Annotated in this window: 20 protein-coding genes; 11 read left to right on the plus strand and 9 right to left on the minus strand. The window is 57.7% G+C overall.

Features of this window, described 5'->3' with window-relative positions; translation table 11 throughout:
* Positions 1-6 precede the first annotated feature (6 nt).
* The 3 genes from BFG58_RS13635 to zupT form a co-directional block, all read right to left on the minus strand.
* Complete coding sequence (locus BFG58_RS13635) at positions 7-2,448, minus strand: fimbria/pilus outer membrane usher protein (RefSeq protein ID WP_069720041.1); 2,442 nt, start codon at positions 2,446-2,448, stop codon at positions 7-9.
* Between the two features lie 77 nt (positions 2,449-2,525).
* Positions 2,526-3,086, minus strand: coding sequence for a fimbrial protein (locus BFG58_RS13640; protein WP_045909983.1), 561 nt, complete (start codon positions 3,084-3,086; stop codon positions 2,526-2,528).
* Between the two features lie 331 nt (positions 3,087-3,417).
* On the minus strand, positions 3,418-4,191 hold the full coding sequence (gene zupT / locus BFG58_RS13645) for a zinc transporter ZupT (protein ID WP_045909982.1): 774 nt from the start codon (positions 4,189-4,191) through the stop codon (positions 3,418-3,420).
* A 196-nt stretch (positions 4,192-4,387) separates the two neighbouring features.
* Here zupT and ygiD point away from each other — a divergent pair, with 196 nt between their 5' ends.
* A complete protein-coding gene (gene ygiD, locus BFG58_RS13650; protein ID WP_032653440.1) occupies positions 4,388-5,176 on the plus strand; it encodes a 4,5-DOPA dioxygenase extradiol in 789 nt (262 codons plus the stop codon).
* A gap of 79 nt (positions 5,177-5,255) precedes the next feature.
* On the opposite strand, the gene BFG58_RS13655 is transcribed toward ygiD, so the two are convergent.
* The 3 genes from BFG58_RS13655 to tolC all read right to left on the minus strand — a co-directional run bounded on the left by BFG58_RS13655 (position 5,256) and on the right by tolC (position 8,769).
* A complete protein-coding gene (locus tag BFG58_RS13655; protein WP_069719955.1) occupies positions 5,256-6,416 on the minus strand; it encodes a glutathionylspermidine synthase family protein in 1,161 nt (386 codons plus the stop codon).
* 2 nt (positions 6,417-6,418) lie between these two features.
* Positions 6,419-7,087: a DUF1190 family protein gene (locus BFG58_RS13660; protein WP_069719956.1), complete on the minus strand. Its 669-nt coding sequence runs from the start codon at positions 7,085-7,087 to the stop codon at positions 6,419-6,421.
* Positions 7,088-7,281: 194 nt separating this feature from the next.
* A complete protein-coding gene (gene tolC / locus BFG58_RS13665; protein WP_069719957.1) occupies positions 7,282-8,769 on the minus strand; it encodes an outer membrane channel protein TolC in 1,488 nt (495 codons plus the stop codon).
* 204 nt (positions 8,770-8,973) lie between these two features.
* On the opposite strand from tolC, the gene nudF reads away from it, so the two are divergent.
* From nudF to parE, 5 genes are read left to right on the plus strand one after another with little or no spacing between them, the layout of a single operon-like run.
* Entirely contained in the window at positions 8,974-9,606 is a 633-nt protein-coding gene (gene nudF, locus BFG58_RS13670) for an ADP-ribose diphosphatase (RefSeq protein WP_024906492.1), read from the plus strand.
* On the plus strand, positions 9,603-10,025 hold the full coding sequence (locus BFG58_RS13675) for a DUF1249 family protein (protein WP_003862516.1): 423 nt from the start codon (positions 9,603-9,605) through the stop codon (positions 10,023-10,025). The genes nudF and BFG58_RS13675 overlap by 4 nt, the downstream gene beginning before the upstream one ends.
* Before the next feature lie 27 nt (positions 10,026-10,052).
* Positions 10,053-10,880 carry a 3',5'-cyclic-AMP phosphodiesterase gene (gene cpdA / locus BFG58_RS13680; RefSeq protein ID WP_045909978.1) on the plus strand — a complete coding sequence of 276 codons (828 nt, stop codon included), beginning with the start codon at positions 10,053-10,055 and terminating at the stop codon, positions 10,878-10,880.
* On the plus strand, positions 10,880-11,461 hold the full coding sequence (gene yqiA / locus BFG58_RS13685; RefSeq protein WP_008502976.1) for an esterase YqiA: 582 nt from the start codon (positions 10,880-10,882) through the stop codon (positions 11,459-11,461). Before cpdA ends, yqiA begins: the two co-directional genes overlap by 1 nt.
* A 28-nt stretch (positions 11,462-11,489) precedes the next feature.
* Positions 11,490-13,382: a DNA topoisomerase IV subunit B gene (gene parE / locus BFG58_RS13690; RefSeq protein ID WP_014833290.1), complete on the plus strand. Its 1,893-nt coding sequence runs from the start codon at positions 11,490-11,492 to the stop codon at positions 13,380-13,382.
* Between the two features lie 126 nt (positions 13,383-13,508).
* Here parE and BFG58_RS13695 read toward each other — a convergent pair whose 3' ends face one another.
* A complete protein-coding gene (locus BFG58_RS13695; protein WP_069719958.1) occupies positions 13,509-15,650 on the minus strand; it encodes a TonB-dependent siderophore receptor in 2,142 nt (713 codons plus the stop codon).
* Positions 15,651-16,032: 382 nt separating this feature from the next.
* Between BFG58_RS13695 and BFG58_RS13700 the strand changes: the two genes are divergently transcribed.
* From BFG58_RS13700 to BFG58_RS13720, 5 genes are read left to right on the plus strand one after another with little or no spacing between them, the layout of a single operon-like run.
* Positions 16,033-16,845 carry an ABC transporter ATP-binding protein gene (locus tag BFG58_RS13700; RefSeq protein ID WP_069720042.1) on the plus strand — a complete coding sequence of 271 codons (813 nt, stop codon included), beginning with the start codon at positions 16,033-16,035 and terminating at the stop codon, positions 16,843-16,845.
* Positions 16,842-17,825: an iron ABC transporter permease gene (locus BFG58_RS13705; RefSeq protein WP_069719959.1), complete on the plus strand. Its 984-nt coding sequence runs from the start codon at positions 16,842-16,844 to the stop codon at positions 17,823-17,825. The genes BFG58_RS13700 and BFG58_RS13705 overlap by 4 nt, the downstream gene beginning before the upstream one ends.
* Positions 17,822-18,862, plus strand: a complete 1,041-nt coding sequence (locus BFG58_RS13710; RefSeq protein WP_032675504.1) for an iron ABC transporter permease — start codon at positions 17,822-17,824, stop codon at positions 18,860-18,862. Before BFG58_RS13705 ends, BFG58_RS13710 begins: the two co-directional genes overlap by 4 nt.
* 9 nt (positions 18,863-18,871) lie before the next feature.
* Positions 18,872-19,822 carry an iron-siderophore ABC transporter substrate-binding protein gene (locus BFG58_RS13715; RefSeq protein ID WP_063622595.1) on the plus strand — a complete coding sequence of 317 codons (951 nt, stop codon included), beginning with the start codon at positions 18,872-18,874 and terminating at the stop codon, positions 19,820-19,822.
* Positions 19,819-20,706, plus strand: a complete 888-nt coding sequence (locus BFG58_RS13720; protein WP_039025548.1) for a MurR/RpiR family transcriptional regulator — start codon at positions 19,819-19,821, stop codon at positions 20,704-20,706. The genes BFG58_RS13715 and BFG58_RS13720 overlap by 4 nt, the downstream gene beginning before the upstream one ends.
* A 96-nt stretch (positions 20,707-20,802) precedes the next feature.
* On the opposite strand, the gene BFG58_RS13725 is transcribed toward BFG58_RS13720, so the two are convergent.
* The gene (locus BFG58_RS13725) at positions 20,803-21,117 is read right to left on the minus strand and encodes a putative quinol monooxygenase (RefSeq protein WP_008502984.1); all 315 of its coding nucleotides are present in this window, start codon (positions 21,115-21,117) and stop codon (positions 20,803-20,805) included.
* 31 nt (positions 21,118-21,148) lie between these two features.
* A complete protein-coding gene (locus BFG58_RS13730) occupies positions 21,149-21,730 on the minus strand; it encodes an NAD(P)H-dependent oxidoreductase (RefSeq protein WP_024906501.1) in 582 nt (193 codons plus the stop codon).
* Positions 21,731-21,761 lie beyond the last annotated feature (31 nt).

Below are 21,761 nucleotides of genomic sequence, written 5' to 3' on the forward strand. Positions count from 1 at the left end.
GGTTTCTTACTGGCAAGGCAGCATGAGCTGCATACTGTTTTCAAGGTGAGAAGGTAACGAGAAGTGACACTGATGGTTGTCTCCCCACGTGACCAGGAACTGTTGCTCAGGCTGGACGGCGCCCAGCCAGACGCGGCCCTCCTCGGCGACCATGCCGACCTGCAGGCCGTTATCCTGCAGGCGTACCAGGGCGCCGAGCGGCGGTGTCCCGGAAGGCGTTCGCAAAATGCCGGCAATATCGTTACCGGCTCGGGTCGCGATTTGTCGATAGCCGATGGCGCCTTCTGTCCAGGTGGAAGTGACCACCCGCGTATCGACGTCAACGCCGTCAGGCAAATTGTTCATGTTGACCCGCACGCTGGCCGGGGTATAGCTGGAAAACGACGGCAGAACGCCAATACCCGACGCGTTGGTTTCGTCATGCGATACGTTCAGCGGGATATGGCCCACGCCGTCAGTGCTGACCATGACGCGTGGCTCATTGCCGTAGCTGCGACGGTGCAGGGCAAACCCTTTCGCCGTCCCGGTAAACGATCCGTTCCAGCTGGCGCTCATTGAGTTGTACTCATTCGCCTTATAGCTGCCCGAGACGTTGAGATCCCCCAGCGAAGAATAGTGCTGATAGTTTCCGCTGAACTGTGCGCCCGCATCGGCTTTTTCGCTCTCGGTGCCAGCAGAGACGCCCCAGGTATTGTTCCGGTCAGAGGTATCGTACCAGGAGACGCTCTGGCTCAGGCTGTCGCCGTTGCGCAGGTCGTAGTTCAGGCGATGGTCAGGATCGAGCGGCACGCTCAGCGAGAGATAAAACTGGTTATCGTCCTCTTCATCATCTTCGTAATGGGTTCTGCTCAGCGACAGGGTCAGGCCAAGGTTTTTCCAGCGGCCAAGGTCGAAGTTATAGCCTGCGGTGACGCTGCCGGTCGTGGAAGGCGAGTCGTCCCACCAGGTTTGGCGCAGCATGCTCAGATAAAGGTTTAGCGAGAGGGCCGATATGTACTGACTGGCGGTGACGCTGAGGGTCTGTTTTTCCGTCTGGCTGTCGCTGTTGTCGTCATCCAGATAGCGCGCATAGCTCAGGAACTGACGGTCCGAGTAGCGGTAGCTCGCCAGCGTAAGCTGGCTACCGGTGGTGTCGAACCGTTTACTGTAGTTAAAACGGTAGCTGTAGCCCGCCTGCGGATCCGCGCCCGGCAGCTGGCTGGTGGCCCGGGTGATATCAAACGAGAGCGCGCCCAGATACGCCATGTTTTGTCCCAGCCCGGCGGCCAGGGCTCGGTAGTGGTCACCATCGGCCAGCGTTCCGCCATAGAGCGAGGTTTGCGACAGCATACCCCAGGAAAACTCGCCGCTCATGAAGGTGCTGTCCTCAACGTCATGCGATGCGTCCTTTCGCGGCTTGCCTGCCGCCAGCTTGTAGCGAACCTGGCCCTGACGCGTCAGGAAGGGGACGGATTCGGCGGAGACCTGGAACGTACTCACCCGGCCATCTTCTTCCGTCACCTTCACGTCGAGCGTGCCCTGCACCGACTGGTTGAGATCCTGAATGATGAACGGGCCCGGCGGGACTTTTGTTTGATAGATGACCCTGTCGGCGAGGCTTACGGTGACCGTCGCGTTGGTTTGGGCAATACCGGAGATTTGTGGCGCATAGCCGCGCAGTGACCACGGCAGCATGCGCTCATCGCTGATAAGCGACGCGCCGGTGTAGGTGAAGGCGTCGAAAATCGACGACTGGAAATCCGTCTCGCCGAGCGTCAGCTTTGCGCCCATGGTGGGGAGGGGGCGGAACATATAAACGCGCGAGAAGCGCCCGTTATGCTCTGAACCGCCGTCCGCGTGCGTCTGGTTGTATTGATAATCGCTGCGCAGCCGCCAGGCGCCGACGTTCGCGCCCGCCGTGCCGTAAGTGTTGGCATTGTCTGAACTGCTGCCGCTGTTGGGCTGGTAGTGGCTGGCAAAAAGATTGTAGTCCAGCAGGACGCCCGCCACGCCGTTATCCCAGGTTGACGGGGGCATCCAGTCGGCAGAACGGTACTGCAGCCACGCCTGGGGAATGGACACGTTTAGCGTCTGGCTTGCTTGTTCAAAGGTAAAATGAATGTCCGGCAGCGGGGCGAAGTCTATACAGCCCTCTTTTTCAGTGAGCGATTCCCGTATTTTATCCTGCAGGCCGAACGTGTCGGCCAGTTCGGCGGGAATACAGACCTGAACTGCATCATTCACTTTTTTCCACGTTAACTGCCAGCCGTTTGCTAAGGGGGTGTCATTAATTGAAACCGTAACAAAATAACGACCGGGGACGACGGAGGCGCGATCTTTAAACTGTGTTAAATCGACGCTGTTGCGCTGATCTTTATCGATGGCATTAATATTAAATTCGGTACCAGAGGCGACTTTCGTCATTAACAGGGCGGTAATGATGATTATGCATTTTGATTTATGTTTCATCATCCTGTTGCTCAAGGTAAATATAAAATGCCGACTGGCATAACGAGCCAGTCGGTAGATAACGAGGTAAATTCGAATTATTTATATGCCAGCACATAGTTTGCGGTGGCTTCAACCTGACCCGGCGTTGCCGTTTTGCCGCTCAGCACTTCCATCTGCGCCTTAAAGTGCAGCGTCTGGGTGGCGGAGCCTGCCAGCAGGGTAACTTCACTGGCGCTACCCAGGGTGATGTTCGCTTCCGCATTATCCAGCAGACGGACGCCCACGTTCTGCGCACCGCTGGCATACGTGTTGGTCATCAGGCTGGTATCCGTTGTATCCGTGGCGGAGCTGGTGAACGTGACGTCAACTTTGGTGATTGGGGTATCGGTTTCATCGCCTGGATCGTCCAGCTGGCAGTTTTCCAGGTTGATATCTACCGCAACGGGTGACGATTTTTTATTGGCATTAATAACGGCAGTCGTAATTTCACCCAGATCGACTTCTTTATCAACGCTATCAGGAGCAATGCTGCACGGCGCATCAATCACCACCCCTTTGAATTTGATCTTGCCTGAGCCTTGTTCTGCAGCCAATGCCGAGCCAGAAATAAGCGTGGCCATTGCCACGGCTAAAAGCGCTTTTTTTCCTGTAAACATGAAAATATCCTTTTTCAGTTGAATTCATATCCTGAATATTAATCAGAATATTGCCAGGAAAGTATACCGATCTCCGGATGGGCAATGCGATTAACCACGCTTAAAAATCATTGTAGATATAATTAAAATATAAATATGGGTTATTGTAACTGGATGAATTTCAAGAAGTGTAAATTATAATGCCGGATGCATTGTTTAGTGTTATTACGCACAGTAATGTTCAATAAAAAACTTGATTTTTTTATAAGGAAGGAGGCGGGGTGTATATTCCGTAAAAAGTTATTCCTTTAACAAATAATAGGCGCCTCCGTTTCAGGAGGCGCCCGTCACGTCAGCCAATGCCTGCGGCCTGAAGTAAGACCAGACTTAGCCCCATCACCGACATCCCGCACAGGACGCCATAGCTTGGGTTGTTGTTTGGATCGATCTCTTTCGCCAGCGGCATCAGCTCGTCTACCGACAGCGCAACCATAATCCCCGCAACCGCTGCCATAATGGCAGCCATGACGACCGGCGAAACCAGGCTACCGAGGATGAGCCAGGCCAGCACGCCGCCGAGAATTTCCGCCATGCCGGAGATTCCGGCCCAGAAGATTGCCGTGCGCTTTGAGCCCGTAGCGGCATAGACCGGACCGGCCACCGCGAGTCCTTCAGGAATATTGTGCAACGCCACCGCCAGGGCGATGCCGAGGCCCATTTCCAGGTTGCTGCTGGCGGTGACATACGTCGCCACGCCTTCCGGGAAGTTGTGCAGGCTTATGCCCAGCGTCAGCAAAATGGCGGTGCGCTTAATGTTGCGCGGCGCGGGCGCTACGTTTTTTTGCATTAAGTCCTGAGGGTGCGCGTGGGGCAACATGCGGTCGAGCGCGAAGTATCCCAGCAGGCCAACGACAAACATGCCGTAGCCCAGCAGCGGAGACATGCCTTCCGTGCCCAGCGCCGCAGGGAGCATCTCCATCAGGGAGATGAGCAGCATGATCCCGGCAGCAAAGCCCAGCGAGAAGGCCAGCACGCGGTTTGATGGCTTTTGACCAAGCACGCCGAGGATCGCGCCGATGAACGTCGCGGCGCCCGCCAGTATGGTCAGGATCAGAGGGACTGACATGCATTGCTCCTTATGATAATGATTCTCATTAATATAAATGATTCATTTCTGGCAAAGCGAGGGGCCAACCCCGGCTTTACACATTCCTTACATTCAAATTTCCTGATGATGATCTTCACGCTTATCTGCGTTCATCTTTGCCGGATTGCGCGTAATGTAGCACCATTAAATTGACACCTTCTGTAAGGATATCATCATGACTTCTTCCCGTATGCCAGCCCTGTTTTTAGGCCACGGCAGCCCAATGAACGTTCTGGAAGACAACGTCTATACCCGCGCATGGCGTAGCCTGGGCGAGACGCTGCCGCGTCCAAAAGCGATTGTGGTGGTATCCGCGCACTGGTTCACCCGCGGCACGGGCGTGACCGCCATGGAGGCGCCAAAGACCATTCATGATTTTGGCGGCTTCCCGCAGGCGCTATATGACACGCACTATCCGGCCCCCGGCTCGCCTGAGCTGGCACAAAGGCTGGTGGAACTGCTGGCGCCTGTTCCGGTTGCGCTGGATAAAGAAGCCTGGGGTTTTGACCACGGCTCGTGGGGCGTGCTGATTAAAATGTATCCTGATGCGGATATCCCGATGGTGCAACTGAGCATCGACAGCACCAAACCGGCCGCCTGGCATCTGGAGATGGGCCGTAAGCTGGCAACGCTTCGTGATGAAGGCATCATGCTGGTGGCAAGCGGCAACGTGGTGCACAACCTGCGTACGGCGCGCTGGCACGGTGAGAATACGCCTTACCCGTGGGCGACCGCTTTTAACGACTACGTTAAAGCGAACCTGACCTGGCAGGGTCCGGCTGAGGCACATCCGCTGGTGAACTATCTGGATCATGAGGGCGGTTCGCTCTCTAACCCGACGCCGGAGCATTTCCTGCCGCTGCTGTACGTGCTTGGCGCGTGGGATGGCCAGGAGCCGGTGACGATCCCGGTCGACGGGATTGAGATGGGAAGCCTGAGTATGCTGTCGGTGCAGGTAGGGTGAAAACATGCCCGGTGGCGCTACGCTTACCGGGCCTACAAAACCGTAGGCCGGGTCAGGCGAAGCCGCCACCCGGCAGATCTTACTCCACAAAAATATGCGGATAGAACCGTGACAGATCCTGCGTGATCAGCGCGCGATCTTCGCGAATGCCAATTCCGGCAGGCAGATCGTTGATGAGCCAGCTGCCAATCAGCGTATAGCTGTCGCCAAATTTCGGCAGTTGATAGAACTCCTGGACGATCATCCCTTCTTCGCCGTACGGCCCTTCAACCGCTTCCAGCGTTTTACCGTTTTCGATAATCGACACGTTCGCGCCTTCGCGGGAGAAGATCGGCTTAACGACGTATTTCTCCATCTGCGGATAATTATCTTCCGCAAAGTACGCTGGCAGCAGGTTCGGGTGATTCGGGAACATTTCCCACAGCATCGGCAGCAGGGCCTTGTTGGAGATAATGCTTTTCCAGGCCGGTTCCAGCCAGCGTACGCCCGCGTCTTCCAGCTTGGTGGAGAACATCTCGCGCAGCATGTACTCCCACGGGTAGAGCTTGAACAGGTTGCTGATCACCTGATCCTGCATGTCCGTGAACTGACCTTTTTCACCCAGGCCGATATCCTCGATATAGAGGAACTCGGTCGCCACCTCCGCTTCGGCGGCGCAATCCTGCAGATACTGAACCGTGCCACGGTCTTCTTCCGTGTCGCGGCAGCAGGCGAGATGCAGCAGGTTAAAGCCAAACTGCTCGCGTAGCTCGGCGAAGCGCTCGATCAGCTTCTCCTGCAGGCTGTTGAACTGGTCGCTGCCTTCCGGCAGGTTGCCAGCATTGGCCTGGTCTTCCAGCCAGATCCACTGGAAGAACGCCGCCTCGTACAGGGACGTTGGGGTATCGGCGTTGTTTTCCAGCAGCTTAAGCTCGCCTTTGCCGTCCCACGCCAGATCCAGGCGAGAGTAAAGCGAAGGCTGATTCATTTTCCACGACTGGCGGACAAAGCTCCAGGTGTGCTTTGGAATGCGGAACTTGGCCATCAGCTCGTCGCTGTCGATGACTTTTTCCACCACCTTAAGGCACATCTGGTGCAGCTCGGCCGTTACCTCTTCCAGCTTCTCAACCTGGGCCAGCGTGAGCTTGTAGTAAGCGTCTTCACACCAGTACGGCTCGCCGTACATGGTGTGGAAGTTAAAGCCGTACTCGGTGGCTTTTTCGCGCCAGTCCGGACGCTCGGTAATACTGACTCGTTCCATGATCAGCCGCCCATTGAGCGAGTAGAAGAGGAGCCTGTCGCGCTGCGCTGCATGCTGGTCTGTTTCGCCACAGACTCACCGAACCCGCCGCGGGTGATGGTGCTGGTGGTCGCAGGCTTCGGCGCCATCGCCGTTTTCGGTACCGTCACGGTGCGGCCAGGGGTGGCTGCGCCGTAGCCTTTGCCGCTGGCATCGGTATATTGACCATAAGCCGGGCTGGCCGGGTTTTTCGAGCTAAACAGCGGCTGCTGCTGGTAGCCTGCACCGCCGCCCATCAGACGACCCATCATGTAACCGGCCATCAGCGGCATCCAGAAGCTGCCGCTGGACTGCGCCTGCGCCTGATTTTCTGGCGCAGTGCTGGCCTGAGCCGGTGCCTGCTGGCATTGACCTTCGCCAAACTCCGCTACGCAGTCTTCGCGTGAGGCATATTTCGGCGCGGTGCGTTCCGCTTCTTTCAGCGCGCTGGTGTAGGCCGTTTTACATTCGGCCGCTTTACCGGTGGCGGCAGAGCAGTCGTCCGCGTTTTGATACAGCGAAACCGTTTCATCGTTTTTTTCACAGCCTGCCAGCATAAAGACAGCGGTAACCGCCAGCGCAACAGGGGTGAGGTGACGTGCGTTCCAGCTCTTGCGGAACGACGCGTGATTGATCGTTTTTGTCCGTTTCATATTTGTCTTCCAGGACCCAGTGGTAATAACGCTCAGGATAGAGGATGAGTGGTTGAAAATGAAGCGAAGAGGGGCGGAATCAGGGGGATCTTTACGTTGGCTTACGTTCGGATGTGATTTTGCGCCGGGTGGCGCTGCGCTTACCCGGCCTACGATTCAGTAGGCCCGATAAGCGAAGCGCCATCGGGCAATGCTTAGTTACGGAACGGATTATTGCTCTTGCTGGCAGGCGCGGTAGTGCGCGCGGCAGCAGGCTGTGCAGCAGGGGTCGTGCCGTTAGCGTTGAAGTTATCAACCGCGGCAACCTGCTCCGGGTTCTCCGGCGCAACGCTGTCAGGAGAGGTGGAGACCGGCTTGCCCAGTGCGCTGTTCAGCATCTGCAGGTCTTGCTCGTTCAGCGTACCCAGAGCCTGCTTAATGTTCAGCTGGTTAATCAGGTACTGATAACGCGCGCTGGAGAGCTGCTGTTTCGCGTTGTACAGCGTGGTGGTCGCGTCGAGCACGTCAACGATAGTACGGGTACCGACGGAGTAGCCGGCTTCCATCGCGTCCAGGGAGCTCTGTGCCGACACAACGGCCTGTTTGTAGGCGTTGATGCTGCTGATTGAGGCGTTCACGTTGTTGAAGGATGAACGTACGGTCTGCACCACGTTACGATGCGCGCTTTCCAGCTGCTCGCTCGCGCCAACAAAGTTGTACTGCGCCTGTTTCACCTGGGAGTTGACCTGACCGCCCTGATACAGCGGCAGGGAGAAGCTCAGGCCCACCTTGTTCTGGCCCATATTGCTGTCATTATAACCCTGCGAATTGGCACCATTCGTTTTAGAGCCACTGTAGGTGGTGTCAGAGATGCCGGTAGAGGCGCTCAGGCTCAGGGTTGGCAGATGCCCATCCTGCGCCTGACGAATTTGCTCGCGGGCCAGGTCCTGGCTTAGACGCGCCTGCAGCAACGTCAGGTTGCGGTTTTCCGCCTCTTTCAGCAGGGCGTTAACGGCCTGCGGCTTATCCGTTTTGAAGCTGTCGACGTTCAGGGAGGCCAGCTCAGGATAGTAATTTCCGGTAACCTGACGCAGGGATTCCAGCGCGTTGTCGAGGTTGTTACGCGCGGTCACTTCGTTGGCCAGCACGGTGTCGTACTGTGAACGGGCGTTCTGCACGTCGGTGATCGCCACCAGACCCACGTTAAAGCGCTGGGTGGTTTGATCTAACTGACGGTAAATGGCCTGTTTCTGCGCTTCGGTGTAGGAGAGCGCGTCAATGGCGCTCAGCACGTTGAAGTACGCCGTGGCCGTGTTCAGGATCAGCGTCTGCTGGTCGGTCTGATAGGTCACATCCTGGATGCCTGCGCTTTTTTCCTGCAGGGTCAGGGCACGCCATTTGGACATATCAAACAGCGTCTGTGTTAATTGCAGTGAGGCGCTGGTAGCATTGGAGTTTACGCCGTTAGCGTCGCGGAAACCGTTGCTGTAGGTATAATCTGCACCTAACCCTAACTGTGGCAGCAAGGGGCTACGCGCTTCGTTAATCTTTTCAAACGCAGCATCACGATCGGCCGCTGATTTACGTAAATCAGGGTTGCCCAGACGTGCCTGCTGGTAGACCTGTAACAGGTTTTCCGCCTGGCTCATTGCACTGAAGCCCGTCAGGCTCAGGCCGATAAGGATGGGGAGCAATTTCTTCATTTGCATTCCTTGTTGTGAAGCAGTATTAGCGCTGATCTAATTAAAAAATAATTGCCGATTCTAACAGAATCATCCACACCAAAAGGTTGGCGTTACGTGCCATCTGGCGGTAATTTGCACCAATCTACCATATAGCCTTACAAACGGCAGCCAAACAGCCTTGAAATTCACAATTTCATCACCATTGCTACCAGGACTCGACTCATGCAAAAACCAGATAAGTTGCCCGTGACTTTCGCCAAAAACGATGTAGAAATTATTGCACGAGAAACGCTTTATAGCGGTTTTTTTTCAATGGATCTTTACCGTTTCAGGCATCGCCTGTTTAACGGGGAAATGAGCGGCGAAATCAGACGCGAAATTTTTGAGCGCGGGCATGCGGCAGTCTTGCTACCCTTTGACCCAGTGCGTGACGAAGTTGTGCTGGTGGAGCAGATCCGCATCGCCGCTTATGACGTCAGTGAGAGCCCGTGGCTGCTGGAGATGGTGGCCGGGATGATCGAAGAAGGCGAGTCGGTTGAGGACGTCGCCCGGCGCGAGGCGCTGGAAGAGGCGGGGCTGGTGGTCGGCCGTACCAAACCGGTGCTGAGCTATCTGGCAAGCCCGGGAGGCACCAGCGAACGCTTATCCATAATGGTGGGCGAAGTGGACGCCACGACCGCAGAAGGCATTCACGGTCTGGCTGATGAAAACGAAGATATTCGGGTTCATGTGGTAAGCCGGGAACAGGCTTACCAGTGGGTAGAAGAGGGGAAAATCGACAACGCAGCGTCTGTCATCGCCCTGCAATGGCTGCAGCTGCATTATCAGACATTACGAAACGAGTGGAAAAAATGAAGCGCTATACGCCTGACTTCCCAGAAATGATGCGCCTGTGCGAAACCAATTTCGCACAATTGCGCCGCCTGCTGCCGAGAAACGACGCACCCGGCGAAACGGTAAGCTATCAGGTGAGCAACGCGCAGTATCGATTAACGATAACAGAATCAACGCGCTACACTACGCTGGTGGAAATTGAGCAAACGGCTCCCAGCATTAGCTACTGGAGCCTGCCGTCGATGACGGTACGCCTCTATCACGACGCGATGGTCGCTGAAGTGTGTTCAAGCCAGCAGATCTTTCGCTTCAAGGCGCGGTATGATTACCCGAATAAAAAGTTGCATCAACGCGACGAAAAGCATCAAATTAACCAGTTTTTAGCCGACTGGCTAAGATATTGTTTAGCACATGGAGCAATGGCGATTCCGGTTTGTTAGCGTCATAAACCTACCTAAGGACACCATTTGGAAAGCCTGTTGAACCTGACTGTTGCTGGTGGGGCGCCAGTCAGGATATTACAAATCACCGATACCCACCTTTTTGCCGAAAAGCATGAAACGCTGCTGGGGGTGAACACCTGGGAGAGTTATCAGGCGGTACTGAGCGCCATTCACGCTGAAAACCGTGCATGCGATCTGATTGTCGCAACGGGCGATCTGGCACAGGACCAATCTTCCGCGGCCTACCAGCATTTTGCTGAAGGCATCGCGAGCTTTAGCGTGCCCTGCGTCTGGCTGCCAGGCAACCACGATTTCCAGCCAGCCATGTACAGTTCTCTTCAGGATGCGGGGATTTCTCCGGCGAAATGTGTTTTTGCGGGTGACCAGTGGCAGATCCTGCTGTTGGACAGCCAGGTGTTTGGCGTCCCGCACGGTGAGTTAAGCGAGTTTCAGCTCGACTGGCTGGAGACCAAACTGGCTGCTGAACCTGAACGTCACACGCTGCTGTTGCTTCATCATCATCCTCTGCCGGCGGGCTGCAGCTGGCTCGATCAGCACAGTCTGCGCAACTCCGCGGCGCTAGATCGCGTGCTGGCGAAGTTCCCGCGGGTGAAAAATCTGCTGTGTGGGCATATTCACCAGGAGCAGGATCTCGACTGGAACGGGCGCCGCATGCTGGCGACGCCGTCGACCTGCGTTCAGTTTAAGCCGCACTGCGCCAACTTTACGCTGGATACCATCGCGCCAGGCTGGCGCTGGCTGGAACTGCATGCCGACGGCACGCTGACCACGGAAGTCTGCCGTTTGACTGGTGCACAATTCCGCCCGGATACCGCTTCAGAAGGCTATTGATGTCTACGCTCCTTTATCTGCACGGATTCAACAGCTCGCCGCGCTCCGCAAAAGCGACACAGTTTCGCCAGTGGCTGAGCGAGCATCACCCCGACGTTGAGATGATTATTCCTCAGCTGCCGCCTTACCCGGCAGAAGCCGCGGAGATGCTGGAATCCATTGTGCTTGCGCACGGCGGCGAAACCTTCGGTGTGGTCGGTTCATCGCTGGGCGGGTATTACGCCACCTGGCTCTCGCAATGCTTTATGCTGCCCGCCGTGGTGGTTAATCCGGCGGTACGGCCATTTGAGCTGCTGCGGGACTTTCTTGGCGAAAACGAGAACCCCTACACCGGCCAGCAATATGTGCTAGAGTCACGCCATATTTACGATCTCAAAGTTATGCAGGTCGACCCGCTCGAGGCGCCGGATCTCATCTGGCTGCTGCAGCAGACGGGAGATGAAGTGCTGGATTACCGCCAGGCAGTGGCGTATTACGCCTCCTGCCGCCAGACTATAGAAGAGGGCGGAAACCATGCTTTCACGGGCTTTGAGAATCATTTCACCCAGATTGTCGATTTTCTTGGACTGCACAGCCACTGACAATCAATGCGAATTGCTAGTTTAAATCATGACGCAAACCTATAACGCTGATGCCATTGAGGTCCTCACCGGGCTTGAGCCGGTTCGCCGCCGCCCGGGGATGTACACCGATACGACGCGCCCAAACCATCTGGGCCAGGAAGTTATTGATAACAGTGTGGACGAAGCGCTGGCGGGCCATGCCAAACGCGTTGACGTCATCCTGCACGCCGATCAGTCGCTCGAAGTCATTGACGACGGGCGCGGCATGCCGGTGGATATCCACCCGGAAGAGGGCGTCCCGGCCGTTGAGCTGATTCTCTGTCGTCTGCATGCGGGCGGTAAGTTCTCCAACAAAAACTACCAGTTCTCCGGCGGCCTGCACGGCGTGGGGATTTCCGTCGTCAACGCCCTGTCCAAACGCGTGGAAGTGAACGTCCGTCGCGATGGTCAGGTGTACAACATCGCGTTTGAAAACGGCGAGAAGGTGCAGGATCTGCAGGTTGTCGGGACGTGCGGCAAACGCAACACCGGCACCAGCGTTCACTTCTGGCCTGACGAGAGTTTCTTCGACAGCCCGCGCTTTTCCGTTTCCCGCCTGACGCACCTGCTGAAAGCCAAAGCGGTGCTGTGTCCGGGCGTGGAAATTACCTTTAAGGATAACGTCAACAACACCGAGCAGACCTGGCGCTACGAAGATGGCCTTAATGACTATCTGTGCGAAGCGGTAAACGGCCTGCCGACGCTGCCGGAAAAACCGTTCGTCGGCAATTTCACCGGCGACACCGAAGCGGTGGACTGGGCGCTGCTGTGGCTGCCGGAAGGCGGCGAGCTGCTGACCGAAAGCTACGTTAACCTGATCCCCACCATGCTCGGCGGTACCCACGTCAACGGCCTGCGTCAGGGGCTGCTGGATGCGATGCGCGAATTCTGTGAATACCGCAATATCCTGCCGCGCGGCGTGAAGCTGTCGGCGGAAGATATCTGGGACCGCTGCGCTTATGTGCTCTCCGTGAAGATGCAGGATCCGCAGTTTGCCGGTCAGACCAAAGAGCGCCTGTCGTCACGCCAGTGCGCGGCGTTCGTTTCCGGCGTGGTGAAAGATGCGTTTACCCTGTGGCTGAACCAGAACGTTCAGGCGGCAGAAATGCTGGCTGAAATGGCGATTTCCAGCGCCCAGCGTCGTCTGCGTGCCGCGAAGAAAGTGGTGCGTAAAAAGCTGACCAGCGGCCCTGCGTTGCCGGGCAAGCTGGCAGACTGTACCGCGCAGGATCTCAACCGTACCGAACTGTTCCTCGTGGAAGGGGACTCGGCGGGCGGGTCGGCCAAGCAGGCGCGCGATCGTGAATATCAGGCGATCATGCCGCTCAAGGGTAAGATCCTGAACACCTGGGAAGTCTCGTCTGATGAAGTGCTGGCCTCGCAGGAAGTCCACGATATCTCGGTCGCGATTGGCATCGATCCGGACAGCGACGATCTGAGCCAGCTGCGCTACGGCAAGATCTGTATCCTCGCGGATGCGGACTCCGATGGTCTTCACATCGCCACGCTGCTGTGCGCGCTGTTTGTGAAGCACTTCCGCACACTGGTGAAAAACGGTCACGTCTACGTGGCGCTGCCGCCGCTGTACCGTATCGATCTCGGCAAAGAGGTGTACTACGCGCTGACGGAAGAAGAGAAAGCGGGCGTGCTGGAGCAGCTGAAGCGTAAGAAGGGCAAGCCTAACGTGCAGCGCTTTAAAGGGCTGGGCGAGATGAACCCGATGCAGCTGCGCGAAACGACGCTGGATCCGAACACGCGCCGTCTGGTGCAGCTGACGATCAGCGACGAAGACGAACAGCAGACCAACGCTATGATGGATATGCTCCTTGCCAAGAAACGTTCGGAAGACCGTCGTAACTGGCTGCAGGAGAAAGGCGATATGGCGGATATTGAGGCCTGATGCTGAAAAAGCCCTGCGATGCAGGGCTTTTTTTTGCCCGGTGGCGCTGCGCTTACCGGGCCTACGATCGATCCCCTCGCCCCTTTGGGGAGAGGGTTAGGGTGAGGGGAACACCCCGGACTGACATCAAAACTCCATCTTCACCGTAAACTGCACTTCGCGCGGGTCGCCAATCTGGTTGCCCAGGTTGTTGGTCGCAATGGACGACGTGTAGTAGGTCTTATCAAACAGGTTCTTCACGTTCACCTGCAGCGTCACCGGATACTGCAGCTTCATTTTATACGCCGCAAATGCATCCGCCACAAAATAGCCCGGCAGATAGTAATCCGCACCGTTGGTTGCGGAACGACGGCTCACGCCGTGCCCGCCGCCGCCCAGCGTCAGGGTATTCCCGGCAAACGCATTATGAATGTCGTAGGTCAGGAACAGTGAGCCGGTATGGCGCGGCACGTTCGGCAACGGTTTGCCCGCGTAGTCCGGGTCTTCCAGCACCTTCGCGTCGGTATACCCGTAGCTGGCGATAATATTGGTGTTCTCGGTCAGCGATCCGGCAAGATCCACCTCCACGCCCTGGGAGCGCACGCGGCCCGCGGTTTTGGCGATGGTTTCACCCCCCACGCTTTCGTTGTACAGCACGTTGCGTTTGTGAATATCAAACAGCGCGATATTGGCCGTAACCCCGTCGAACAGGTCGAACTTCGCGCCCACTTCGTAGGCATTTGAGGTTTCCGGGGGCAGGTCGCCGATGTAGCTCGCAATGGACGACTGCGGCATAAACGTCTGCGAGTAGTTGGCAAACAGTGAGACGGATGGCGTGAGCTTATAGACCAGCCCCAGCTTCGGCGTCCACTGTTCGTCGCGGCTGTCAGTGTTGACGTTGAACGGGCGGCCTTTGCCCGCGTACTGGGTGTAATACTGATAGCGCATCCCGGCGACGGCGATCCACTTATCGGTCAGGTACAGGGCATCCTGCGCGTACGCAGAGTAGCTTTCCTGCTTGAGCGTCTGGTCGCTGTCGGACGCCGACACGGTGGTGCATTTGCCGAGATGGCCATACGTCGGGTGATAGATATTGAAATCCTTGACGTTTTTACAGCGCATCATGTCCGTGCGCAACAGATCGTAATTCTCATACGACACGCCGGTCAGGATCTCATTGTAAAAGCCCGCAATATCCACATTCCCCTGCAGATCCGCGCGGGTGCTGTGCATGCGCTGGGTCGAGCCCTGAGTCGCATCCACGCGGCGGGTCAGGTTGCCGGTTTTTGCATCGTAGGCCATCACGCGGGCCTGGTTATCGCTGTATTTGTCCTGGCTGTAGCTGTAGTCGAACTTCGCGGTCCACTGGCTGTTAAGACGGTATTCCGCGTTGAGCTGAGCGAGGTCGGACTGCCCGTCGGTGATGTTAAACGGTTCGTCAAAGCGGGTTTTGCGATCGACATCAACGGCCTTTTTGGTGTTGAGATCGAAGATCGTACCGCGATCGAACGGCGTCTTATAATCGCGATGTGAATAGAGCACGGTCACGGTGGCATCGTCGCCGAACCAGGTGAGCGACGGGGCGATAAAGGTGCTGCGTTCGTTGCCAAAATTACGCCAGTAATCTTCGTCCTGATACTCACCCGTGAGGCGATACGCCAGGCGCGTGCCGTCGATCGGGCCGGTCACATCGACCTGTCCGGTGCCGCCGCCAAAGCTGGAAGAGGTGGCGGAAAGGGAACCGCCGAAGGTCTTCTCCGGGCGTTTGGTGACGACGTTAATCAGGCCGCCCGGATCGAGAATGCCGTACAGCGTGGAGGCCGGGCCTTTCAGCACCTCCACGCGCTCGGTGGCGGCGTTAAAGCTGCGCGGCAGGACGGTGCGCAGGCCGTTGGTCATGATTGACCCGTCGCGGTTCGCGCCAAACCCGCGGCGCACAAAGGCATCCTGCGTACCGCCGAGGGTATTGGTCTGCACCACGTTGCTGACGTTATAGAGCGCTTCATCCAGCGTGGTGGCGTGCTGATCCTCCAGCACGTTATCGCTGACGGTATTGACCACCTGCGGGATATCCAGCATCGGCATGTTGGTCAGCGTTGCGGTGGAGGTGTTCAGCGGCTGGTAGCCGTTGGTGGCTTCCGCCGGAGTATTTGGATCGGCAGTGACGGTAAGCGTTTCGCCGTCTTTAGCCGCGGTGGTGTCTGCTGCCTGCGCCAGCGGCGCCATAAACAGCAGTGAAAAGAGCGCGCGCCCTTTTATCCCTGAGAGTGAAGGTGTGAACGTAGCCATTACATCTGTTATCCCGAAATATTCCGCGAATGCGTTCGCGGCAAACTGTGTGAGTCATTGCCCTTTATGGTCTGTCCGTTAGCCGGAAGTGGCATCGGACATGTAATTGAGAATCATTCAATCATGAGGGAATGTAGTAGTAAATGGAAAAAAGAAAAAATAGACTACAGCAGTTAACCGCGTGCGTAAGCGCAGCGGGTTGATATTTAACTCTTTGAAATAAATGTTTTTATCAGCCTTGCTGGATTCATTTTTTCTCAGGTTTGACCCTGGTTTTTTCAGGGTTTTTCTTCGCTTGACTACTACATGGTGCGGCGTCAAACTCTCAAAAGAGAATGAGTTTTATTTTTATTTGTTGGTTTTTCATTACGTTGGCGTTCACGTGGCTCACAACACACACAAACCGGGTCTGGTTCTGGAGAACCTCTCTGCGGGCTATCAGAAAAAAATCATCGTTGATGATATCTCCCTTGCGATCCCTCAGCAGAAAATGACGGTGCTGGTCGGGGCGAACGGCTGTGGAAAATCCACGCTGTTGAGCACTATCGCGCGGCTGCTGCAGCCGATTGGGGGAACGGCGCTGCTGGACGGTAAAGCCATTCATGAGCAGCCTACCAAAGCGGTCGCCCGTCAGCTTGGCATTCTCCCGCAGTCGCCGCTGCTGCCGGAAGGGTTAACCGTTTTTGAGCTGGTCTCGCGCGGGCGCTTTCCCTGGCAAAACGTTATGCGCCAGTGGAGCGACGAGGACGAGCGGGCGGTGGAAGAGGCCCTGCGGCTGACCGGCACGGCAGAGTTTGCCCATATGCCGGTGGAAAGCTTATCCGGCGGCCAGCGTCAGCGCTGCTGGATCGCCATGGCGCTGGCGCAGCAAACGCCGTATATCCTGCTTGACGAGCCGACGACGTACCTCGATCTTCGCTATCAGGTGGAGATCCTCGAGCTTCTGCATACGCTGACGCGTGAGCACGGGCGTACCGTGGTGGTGGTGCTGCACGATCTCAACTTTGCCGTGAACTACGGTGATTCACTGGTCTTTTTACGCCAGGGAAAAGTCGAGGGGGTGTTACATGAAGGCGACGCCTGTACGCCGGAACTGATCAAAGCGGTGTTTGATGTGGACGTGCATATGTCCATCAACCCCTTGACCGGCAAACCGTTCTTTATGCCGTTTCGCCAGAGCCTTGAACACCCATGATGCGCGCTTCTCTCGCCTTCCTGATTTTTACATTACTGCTGGCGCTGGGCGCGATTGTGCATCTTGGCATCGGGGCGCGGTTTATCCCTCCTCGGACGGTAGTCGAGGCATTCTTTCACTTCGATCCGCGCAATTTCGACCATAACATCATCATCAGACTACGGTTGCTGCGCCTCTGCGCCGCAATGGTGACAGGCGCCGCGCTCGGCGTGGCGGGCGTGCTGCTGCAGTCCGTGATCCGCAACCCGCTCGGTGAGCCGCATATTCTGGGGCTCAACGCCGGGGCAGCGCTGGCTGTGGTGATCGCCAGCGCGCTTGGGCTTTCGCTGCCGTTTGGTCGCCCGCTGATTGCGGCCGCCGGTGCCGCCGCGCTGTTTCTGCTGGTGCTGATGTTCTCCTCGACCGGTCGCACCGGGCTCACGCCGATGAAGGTCACCCTGTGTGGCGTGGCGATGTCGGCATTTGCCTCGTCGATTACCGCCGCGGTGTTAATCCTGGATGAACAGACGCTGCTCTCTTTGCGAACCTGGCTTGCAGGTGATATCGCCGGAGTCAACGCGCAGATGCTCCAGAGTGCCCTGTGGGCTGCAGCAGCCGGTTTTATTCTTGCTATCGGGCTGTCGCCCTCGCTCAACATGCTGGCGCTGGGCGACAGAATGGCGCAGGGGCTTGGCGTGTCGCTGCTGAAAACCCGCCTCCTTGCCCTGCTGGCCATCGCGCTGCTCTGCGGCGCGGCCGTCTCCCTCGCCGGACCGATTGGCTTTATCGGCCTTGTGGTGCCGCAGCTCATCCGCCGTCTGGTGTCGGTCGATTTGCGCGTGATGGTGCCGCTGTCGGCCCTGTGCGGCGCGCTGGTGTTGCTGCTGGCGGATATCGCTGCCCGTACGCTGTTTACCCCCTGGGAGCTGGCAACCGGCATCATGACGGCCCTGGTCGGCGCGCCCGTGTTCATCTTTATGGCGTCGAGGATGTTCAAATGAACCGGGCCGGACTCCGCGCGATCCGCGTTGGCCACCTGTCGGCGCTGATTCGCCCGAAAGCGCTGGCGTACCTGTCGCTTTTCGCGCTGGCGGCGCTAAGCCTGCTGGGCTTTGGCCTGACGCACGGTTCTCTGCCCATTCCAACCTCCGCCATCGGGCGCGCGCTGTTTTCGCCTGAAAGTCTGACGACGGAGACGCGCTACGTCGTGATGGATATCCGCCTGCCGCGCCTGCTGATGGCGGTGCTGTGCGGCGCGATGCTCGGCATGGCGGGGGCGGCGATGCAGTCCATCACCCGCAACGGTCTGGCTGACCCGGGGCTTATCGGCGTGAAGGAGGGCTGTAGCGCGGCGGTACTGCTGCTGATTTTTCAGTTCCCGGCGCTGAGCCTGGCCTGGCGTCCGCTGGTCGGCATGGCCGGTGGGCTGCTTACCGCGCTGCTGGTGATCGTCCTGGCGCGCGATATCTCGCGCCCGCGGTTCATCCTGATCGGCATCGGCGTGTCGTGGGCGTTTGCCGCGGCGATGGGCGTCTTTATGACCACCGCCGACGTGCGTGACGTACAGACGGCGATGCTGTGGCTGGCGGGAAGCCTGCATGCGGCAAACTGGACGCTGGTAGGCCTGGCTGCGCTCTGGGCCGCCCCCGCGTTTGCGCTGCTGCTGTTTACCGCCCGGGCCGCGGACGTGGCGTTGCTCGGCAATCAGGCCGCTACGGGCCTTGGCGTGCGCACAACCCGGCTGGCGCTGCTGCGGGTTCTCGCTCCGGTGGTGCTGACGGCGGCCTGCGTCTCCTGCGTGGGCAGCATTGGCTTCGTGGGGCTGATTGCCCCGCACATGGCGCGCCTGCTGCTGCGCGGCGGGCAAACCGCGCTCCTGACGGGAAGCGCCGTGCTGGGGGCGCTGCTGGTGCTGCTGGCGGATAACGTCGGACGTCTGGCATTCCTCCCGCTGCAGCTGCCGGCGGGGATTGTGATTTCATTAATTGGCGGACCGTTTTTCCTGCTGCTGCTCTGGCAGCGTCGGGACAGATTTTAGGGGACTATGATGCGCGTACTGTTTTCGATGCTGTTGCTGGTGGGGTTCGCAGTGAGCGCGGCGGAGCCGACGCAGGTATTTACCGACGATCTGGGACGCAAGGTCGTTGTGCCGGTTCATCCGAAGCGAATTGTTTCATTACACGATCTGGATATCACCATTCCGCTGATTGAGCTTGGCGTGCCGCCGGTGGCGAGCCATGGCCGCACGCGGCCGGACGGCAGCCATTTTCTGCGCTCCAGCGGCATGTTGACCGGCGTCGACTTCGATAATTCCGATATCAAATTTATCGGCACGGCGGATATCGACATCGAAGCCATCGCCGCCGCAAAACCTGACCTGATCGTTACCGAGCCGACCCGCAACACCCCGGTGGAACAGCTGGCGAAAATTGCCCCGACGGTGAGCATCGATCATCTCGACGGCGGCGCGCCGGAAATCTACCGCAAGCTGGCGCAGCTCACGGGCACGCAGGCAAGGCTAAACATTCTGGAACGCCGCTATCAGGAGCAAATCAAGGCTCTGAAGGCGACCATCGACACGCGCAAAATCACCGTGTCGGTGATTCAGGCCAATCAGGGGAAAATCAACGCCATGCACAGCTACCACTCGCTGGGCCGCGTTCTGCGCGACGCCGGATTCAAATTCCCGCCACTGATTGAGGCCATCCCGGAAGGGGGGCGCATCGACGTCAGCGCCGAGCGCCTGCCGGAGCTGGATGCCGATTTCGTCTTCGCGACCTGGCGCGGGGATACGGGCGGTAAACCGCAGGACGAGCTGGCGGCAATGGAGGCTGTCATGCCGGGCTGGTGTCAGTTCCTGACTGCCTGCCGAACCGGGCACTACGTGCTGATCTCGCGTGAAGAGGCGATCTCGAATTCGTTCGCGTCATTAGGGCTGATGGCCGCGCAGGTGCAGTCGCAGATTGCCGGGCGTCCGCTGCCGGAGGCGTCACGGTGATCCGCAAAGAGAAAGGGCGCGTGGATGTCTATGGCGACCGTTTTCGCGCGCGGGCGCATCAGCTGACGCCGCGTCTGCTGCAGGTCGCACGCTATATCCATGACAACCGCGAGGCGGTGATGGAGCAAACTGCCATGGAGATTGCTGCCGTAGTGAAAACCTCGGATGCCACGGTGGTCCGCGCCATACAGGCGCTGGGTTTCGCCGGGCTGCGCGATCTCAAGCAGACGCTGGAGCAGTGGTTTGGCCCGGTGGTCACCTCCAGCGAAAAGATGTCCACCACGGTGAACACGCTCGCCAGCGACGTCAACGCGAGCATTGATTTCGTGCTGGAGGGACATCAGCACACCTGCGAGGTGTTATCCGAGCCCCACAACCGCTACGCGATGGCGCAGGCGGTCTCACTGCTGGCACAGGCAAGACAGGTCGCCATATTTGGCATTGGCGCCTCGGGCATTCTGGCCGAGTACACCGCCAGGCTGTTCAGCCGTATGGGGTTACCCGCCACGCCGCTCAACCGTACCGGGATAGGGCTTGCCGAGCAGCTGATTGCGCTTCAGCGCGGCGACGTGCTGGTGATGATGGCGCAGAAATCCGCGCACCGGGAGGGGCAAACCACCCTGCGTGAAGCAAAACGTCTGGGCATTCCCACCATCCTGCTGACTAACGCCCTTGATTCGCGTTTCAGTAAGGAGGCCAGCGTGGTGATCCACGTTCCACGCGGCGGCGAAAAGGGCAAAATCCCGCTCCATGGCACGGTGCTGCTCTGTCTGGAGATGATCATTTTGTCCGTCGCTTCTACCGAGCCGCAGCGCACCATCAAGTCCATGAAGCGCATCAACGAGCTCCATCGTGGGTTAAAACCGGGGAAGAAAAGCAGCTAAAAACAACAAAGCCCGGTGGCGCTAGCGCTTACCGGGCCTACGGTTCAGGTTTTGTAGGCCGGGTAAACGCAGTGCCACCCGGCAAATTCCACGAACTTAAACCCCTTGCTCCAGGATGCGGATGTGGGTTTCCAGCACGTCGCCCTTCACCGCGTCGCTCCACGCTTTCATGTGCGCGGTCTGCAGATGCGCTTCAAGATGCGCGACGGTTTCCCACTGCTCAACCATGATGATCGAGTCCGGCGCGGTCGCCTGGAAGCTGGCATCAGTGGCGGCATCCACCATCGGCGCGTAGCCGTGGCAGCCTTCTTCTTTCAGTACGGTCGGGATAATTTTCGCGAACTGATCCAGCACCGCCTGGCGGTGATGTTGACCTGGACGAGTACGGATTTCTGCGATAACGGTAAGCATGTTTACTACTCCTTTAATTCCAGGCTACCAGTTAAGCAAAAATTTTCGCGAGATGCTTGCGATATTCTGCGATATAGCTCGGGACATCAGGCATTTTAATCACGTCGTTGACGATAAAGGTCGGCAGCGGATCCATGCCCAGGAACTGATTCGCCTTGTGGAACGGCAGGTACGCGCCGTCTACACCCACGCCTTCGAAGAACTGATCTTTCTCGGTGAAGGCTTCCAGCGGTGCGTTCCAGGTCAGTGACAGCATATATTTTTTGCCCTGAATCAGGCCGCCTGAACCGTATTTTTTGGATGCGTCAGAGCGGGTGCGGCCATCGCTGGCATACAGAGAGCCATGACCTTCCGTGAACACGTCGTCCATGTATTTTTTCACGGTCCACGGCGCGCCCATCCACCAGCCTGGCATCTGCCAGATCACCACGTCAGCCCACAGGAAGTTCTGCACTTCGGCTTTCACGTCGTAGTTGCTGTCTGCGCGCACGACCTTAACATCATGCCCGGCGTCGCGCAGGAAACCATCCGCGACCTCGGTCAGGGTGTCATTCAGCTGGCCTTTAGAATGCGCAAATTCTTTTGCACCGTTAATAATCAGAATGTTGCTCATTTTTTGTCCTCGACGATGAGAGTATGCCGGG

The sequence above is a fragment of the Enterobacter sp. ku-bf2 genome (genome assembly GCF_001742765.1).
GTDB classification, from domain to species: domain Bacteria; phylum Pseudomonadota; class Gammaproteobacteria; order Enterobacterales; family Enterobacteriaceae; genus Enterobacter; species Enterobacter quasiroggenkampii.

Bases quoted from the DNA above. Each gene is read 5' to 3' on its own strand.
- BFG58_RS13710 (WP_032675504.1), top strand. From the start codon at position 17,822: ATGAACCGGGCCGGACTCCGCGCGATCCGCGTTGGCCACCTGTCGGCG.
- BFG58_RS13655 (WP_069719955.1), bottom strand. From the start codon at position 6,416: ATGGAACGAGTCAGTATTACCGAGCGTCCGGACTGGCGCGAAAAAGCC.
- BFG58_RS13695 (WP_069719958.1), bottom strand. From the start codon at position 15,650: ATGGCTACGTTCACACCTTCACTCTCAGGGATAAAAGGGCGCGCGCTC.
- BFG58_RS13635 (WP_069720041.1), bottom strand. From the start codon at position 2,448: ATGAAACATAAATCAAAATGCATAATCATCATTACCGCCCTGTTAATG.
- ygiD (WP_032653440.1), top strand. From the start codon at position 4,388: ATGACTTCTTCCCGTATGCCAGCCCTGTTTTTAGGCCACGGCAGCCCA.
- BFG58_RS13725 (WP_008502984.1), bottom strand. From the start codon at position 21,117: ATGCTTACCGTTATCGCAGAAATCCGTACTCGTCCAGGTCAACATCAC.
- BFG58_RS13730 (WP_024906501.1), bottom strand. From the start codon at position 21,730: ATGAGCAACATTCTGATTATTAACGGTGCAAAAGAATTTGCGCATTCT.
- parE (WP_014833290.1), top strand. From the start codon at position 11,490: ATGACGCAAACCTATAACGCTGATGCCATTGAGGTCCTCACCGGGCTT.
- BFG58_RS13640 (WP_045909983.1), bottom strand. From the start codon at position 3,086: ATGTTTACAGGAAAAAAAGCGCTTTTAGCCGTGGCAATGGCCACGCTT.
- yqiA (WP_008502976.1), top strand. From the start codon at position 10,880: ATGTCTACGCTCCTTTATCTGCACGGATTCAACAGCTCGCCGCGCTCC.
- BFG58_RS13660 (WP_069719956.1), bottom strand. From the start codon at position 7,087: ATGAAACGGACAAAAACGATCAATCACGCGTCGTTCCGCAAGAGCTGG.
- nudF (WP_024906492.1), top strand. From the start codon at position 8,974: ATGCAAAAACCAGATAAGTTGCCCGTGACTTTCGCCAAAAACGATGTA.
- zupT (WP_045909982.1), bottom strand. From the start codon at position 4,191: ATGTCAGTCCCTCTGATCCTGACCATACTGGCGGGCGCCGCGACGTTC.
- tolC (WP_069719957.1), bottom strand. From the start codon at position 8,769: ATGAAGAAATTGCTCCCCATCCTTATCGGCCTGAGCCTGACGGGCTTC.
- BFG58_RS13705 (WP_069719959.1), top strand. From the start codon at position 16,842: ATGATGCGCGCTTCTCTCGCCTTCCTGATTTTTACATTACTGCTGGCG.
- BFG58_RS13675 (WP_003862516.1), top strand. From the start codon at position 9,603: ATGAAGCGCTATACGCCTGACTTCCCAGAAATGATGCGCCTGTGCGAA.
- BFG58_RS13715 (WP_063622595.1), top strand. From the start codon at position 18,872: ATGCGCGTACTGTTTTCGATGCTGTTGCTGGTGGGGTTCGCAGTGAGC.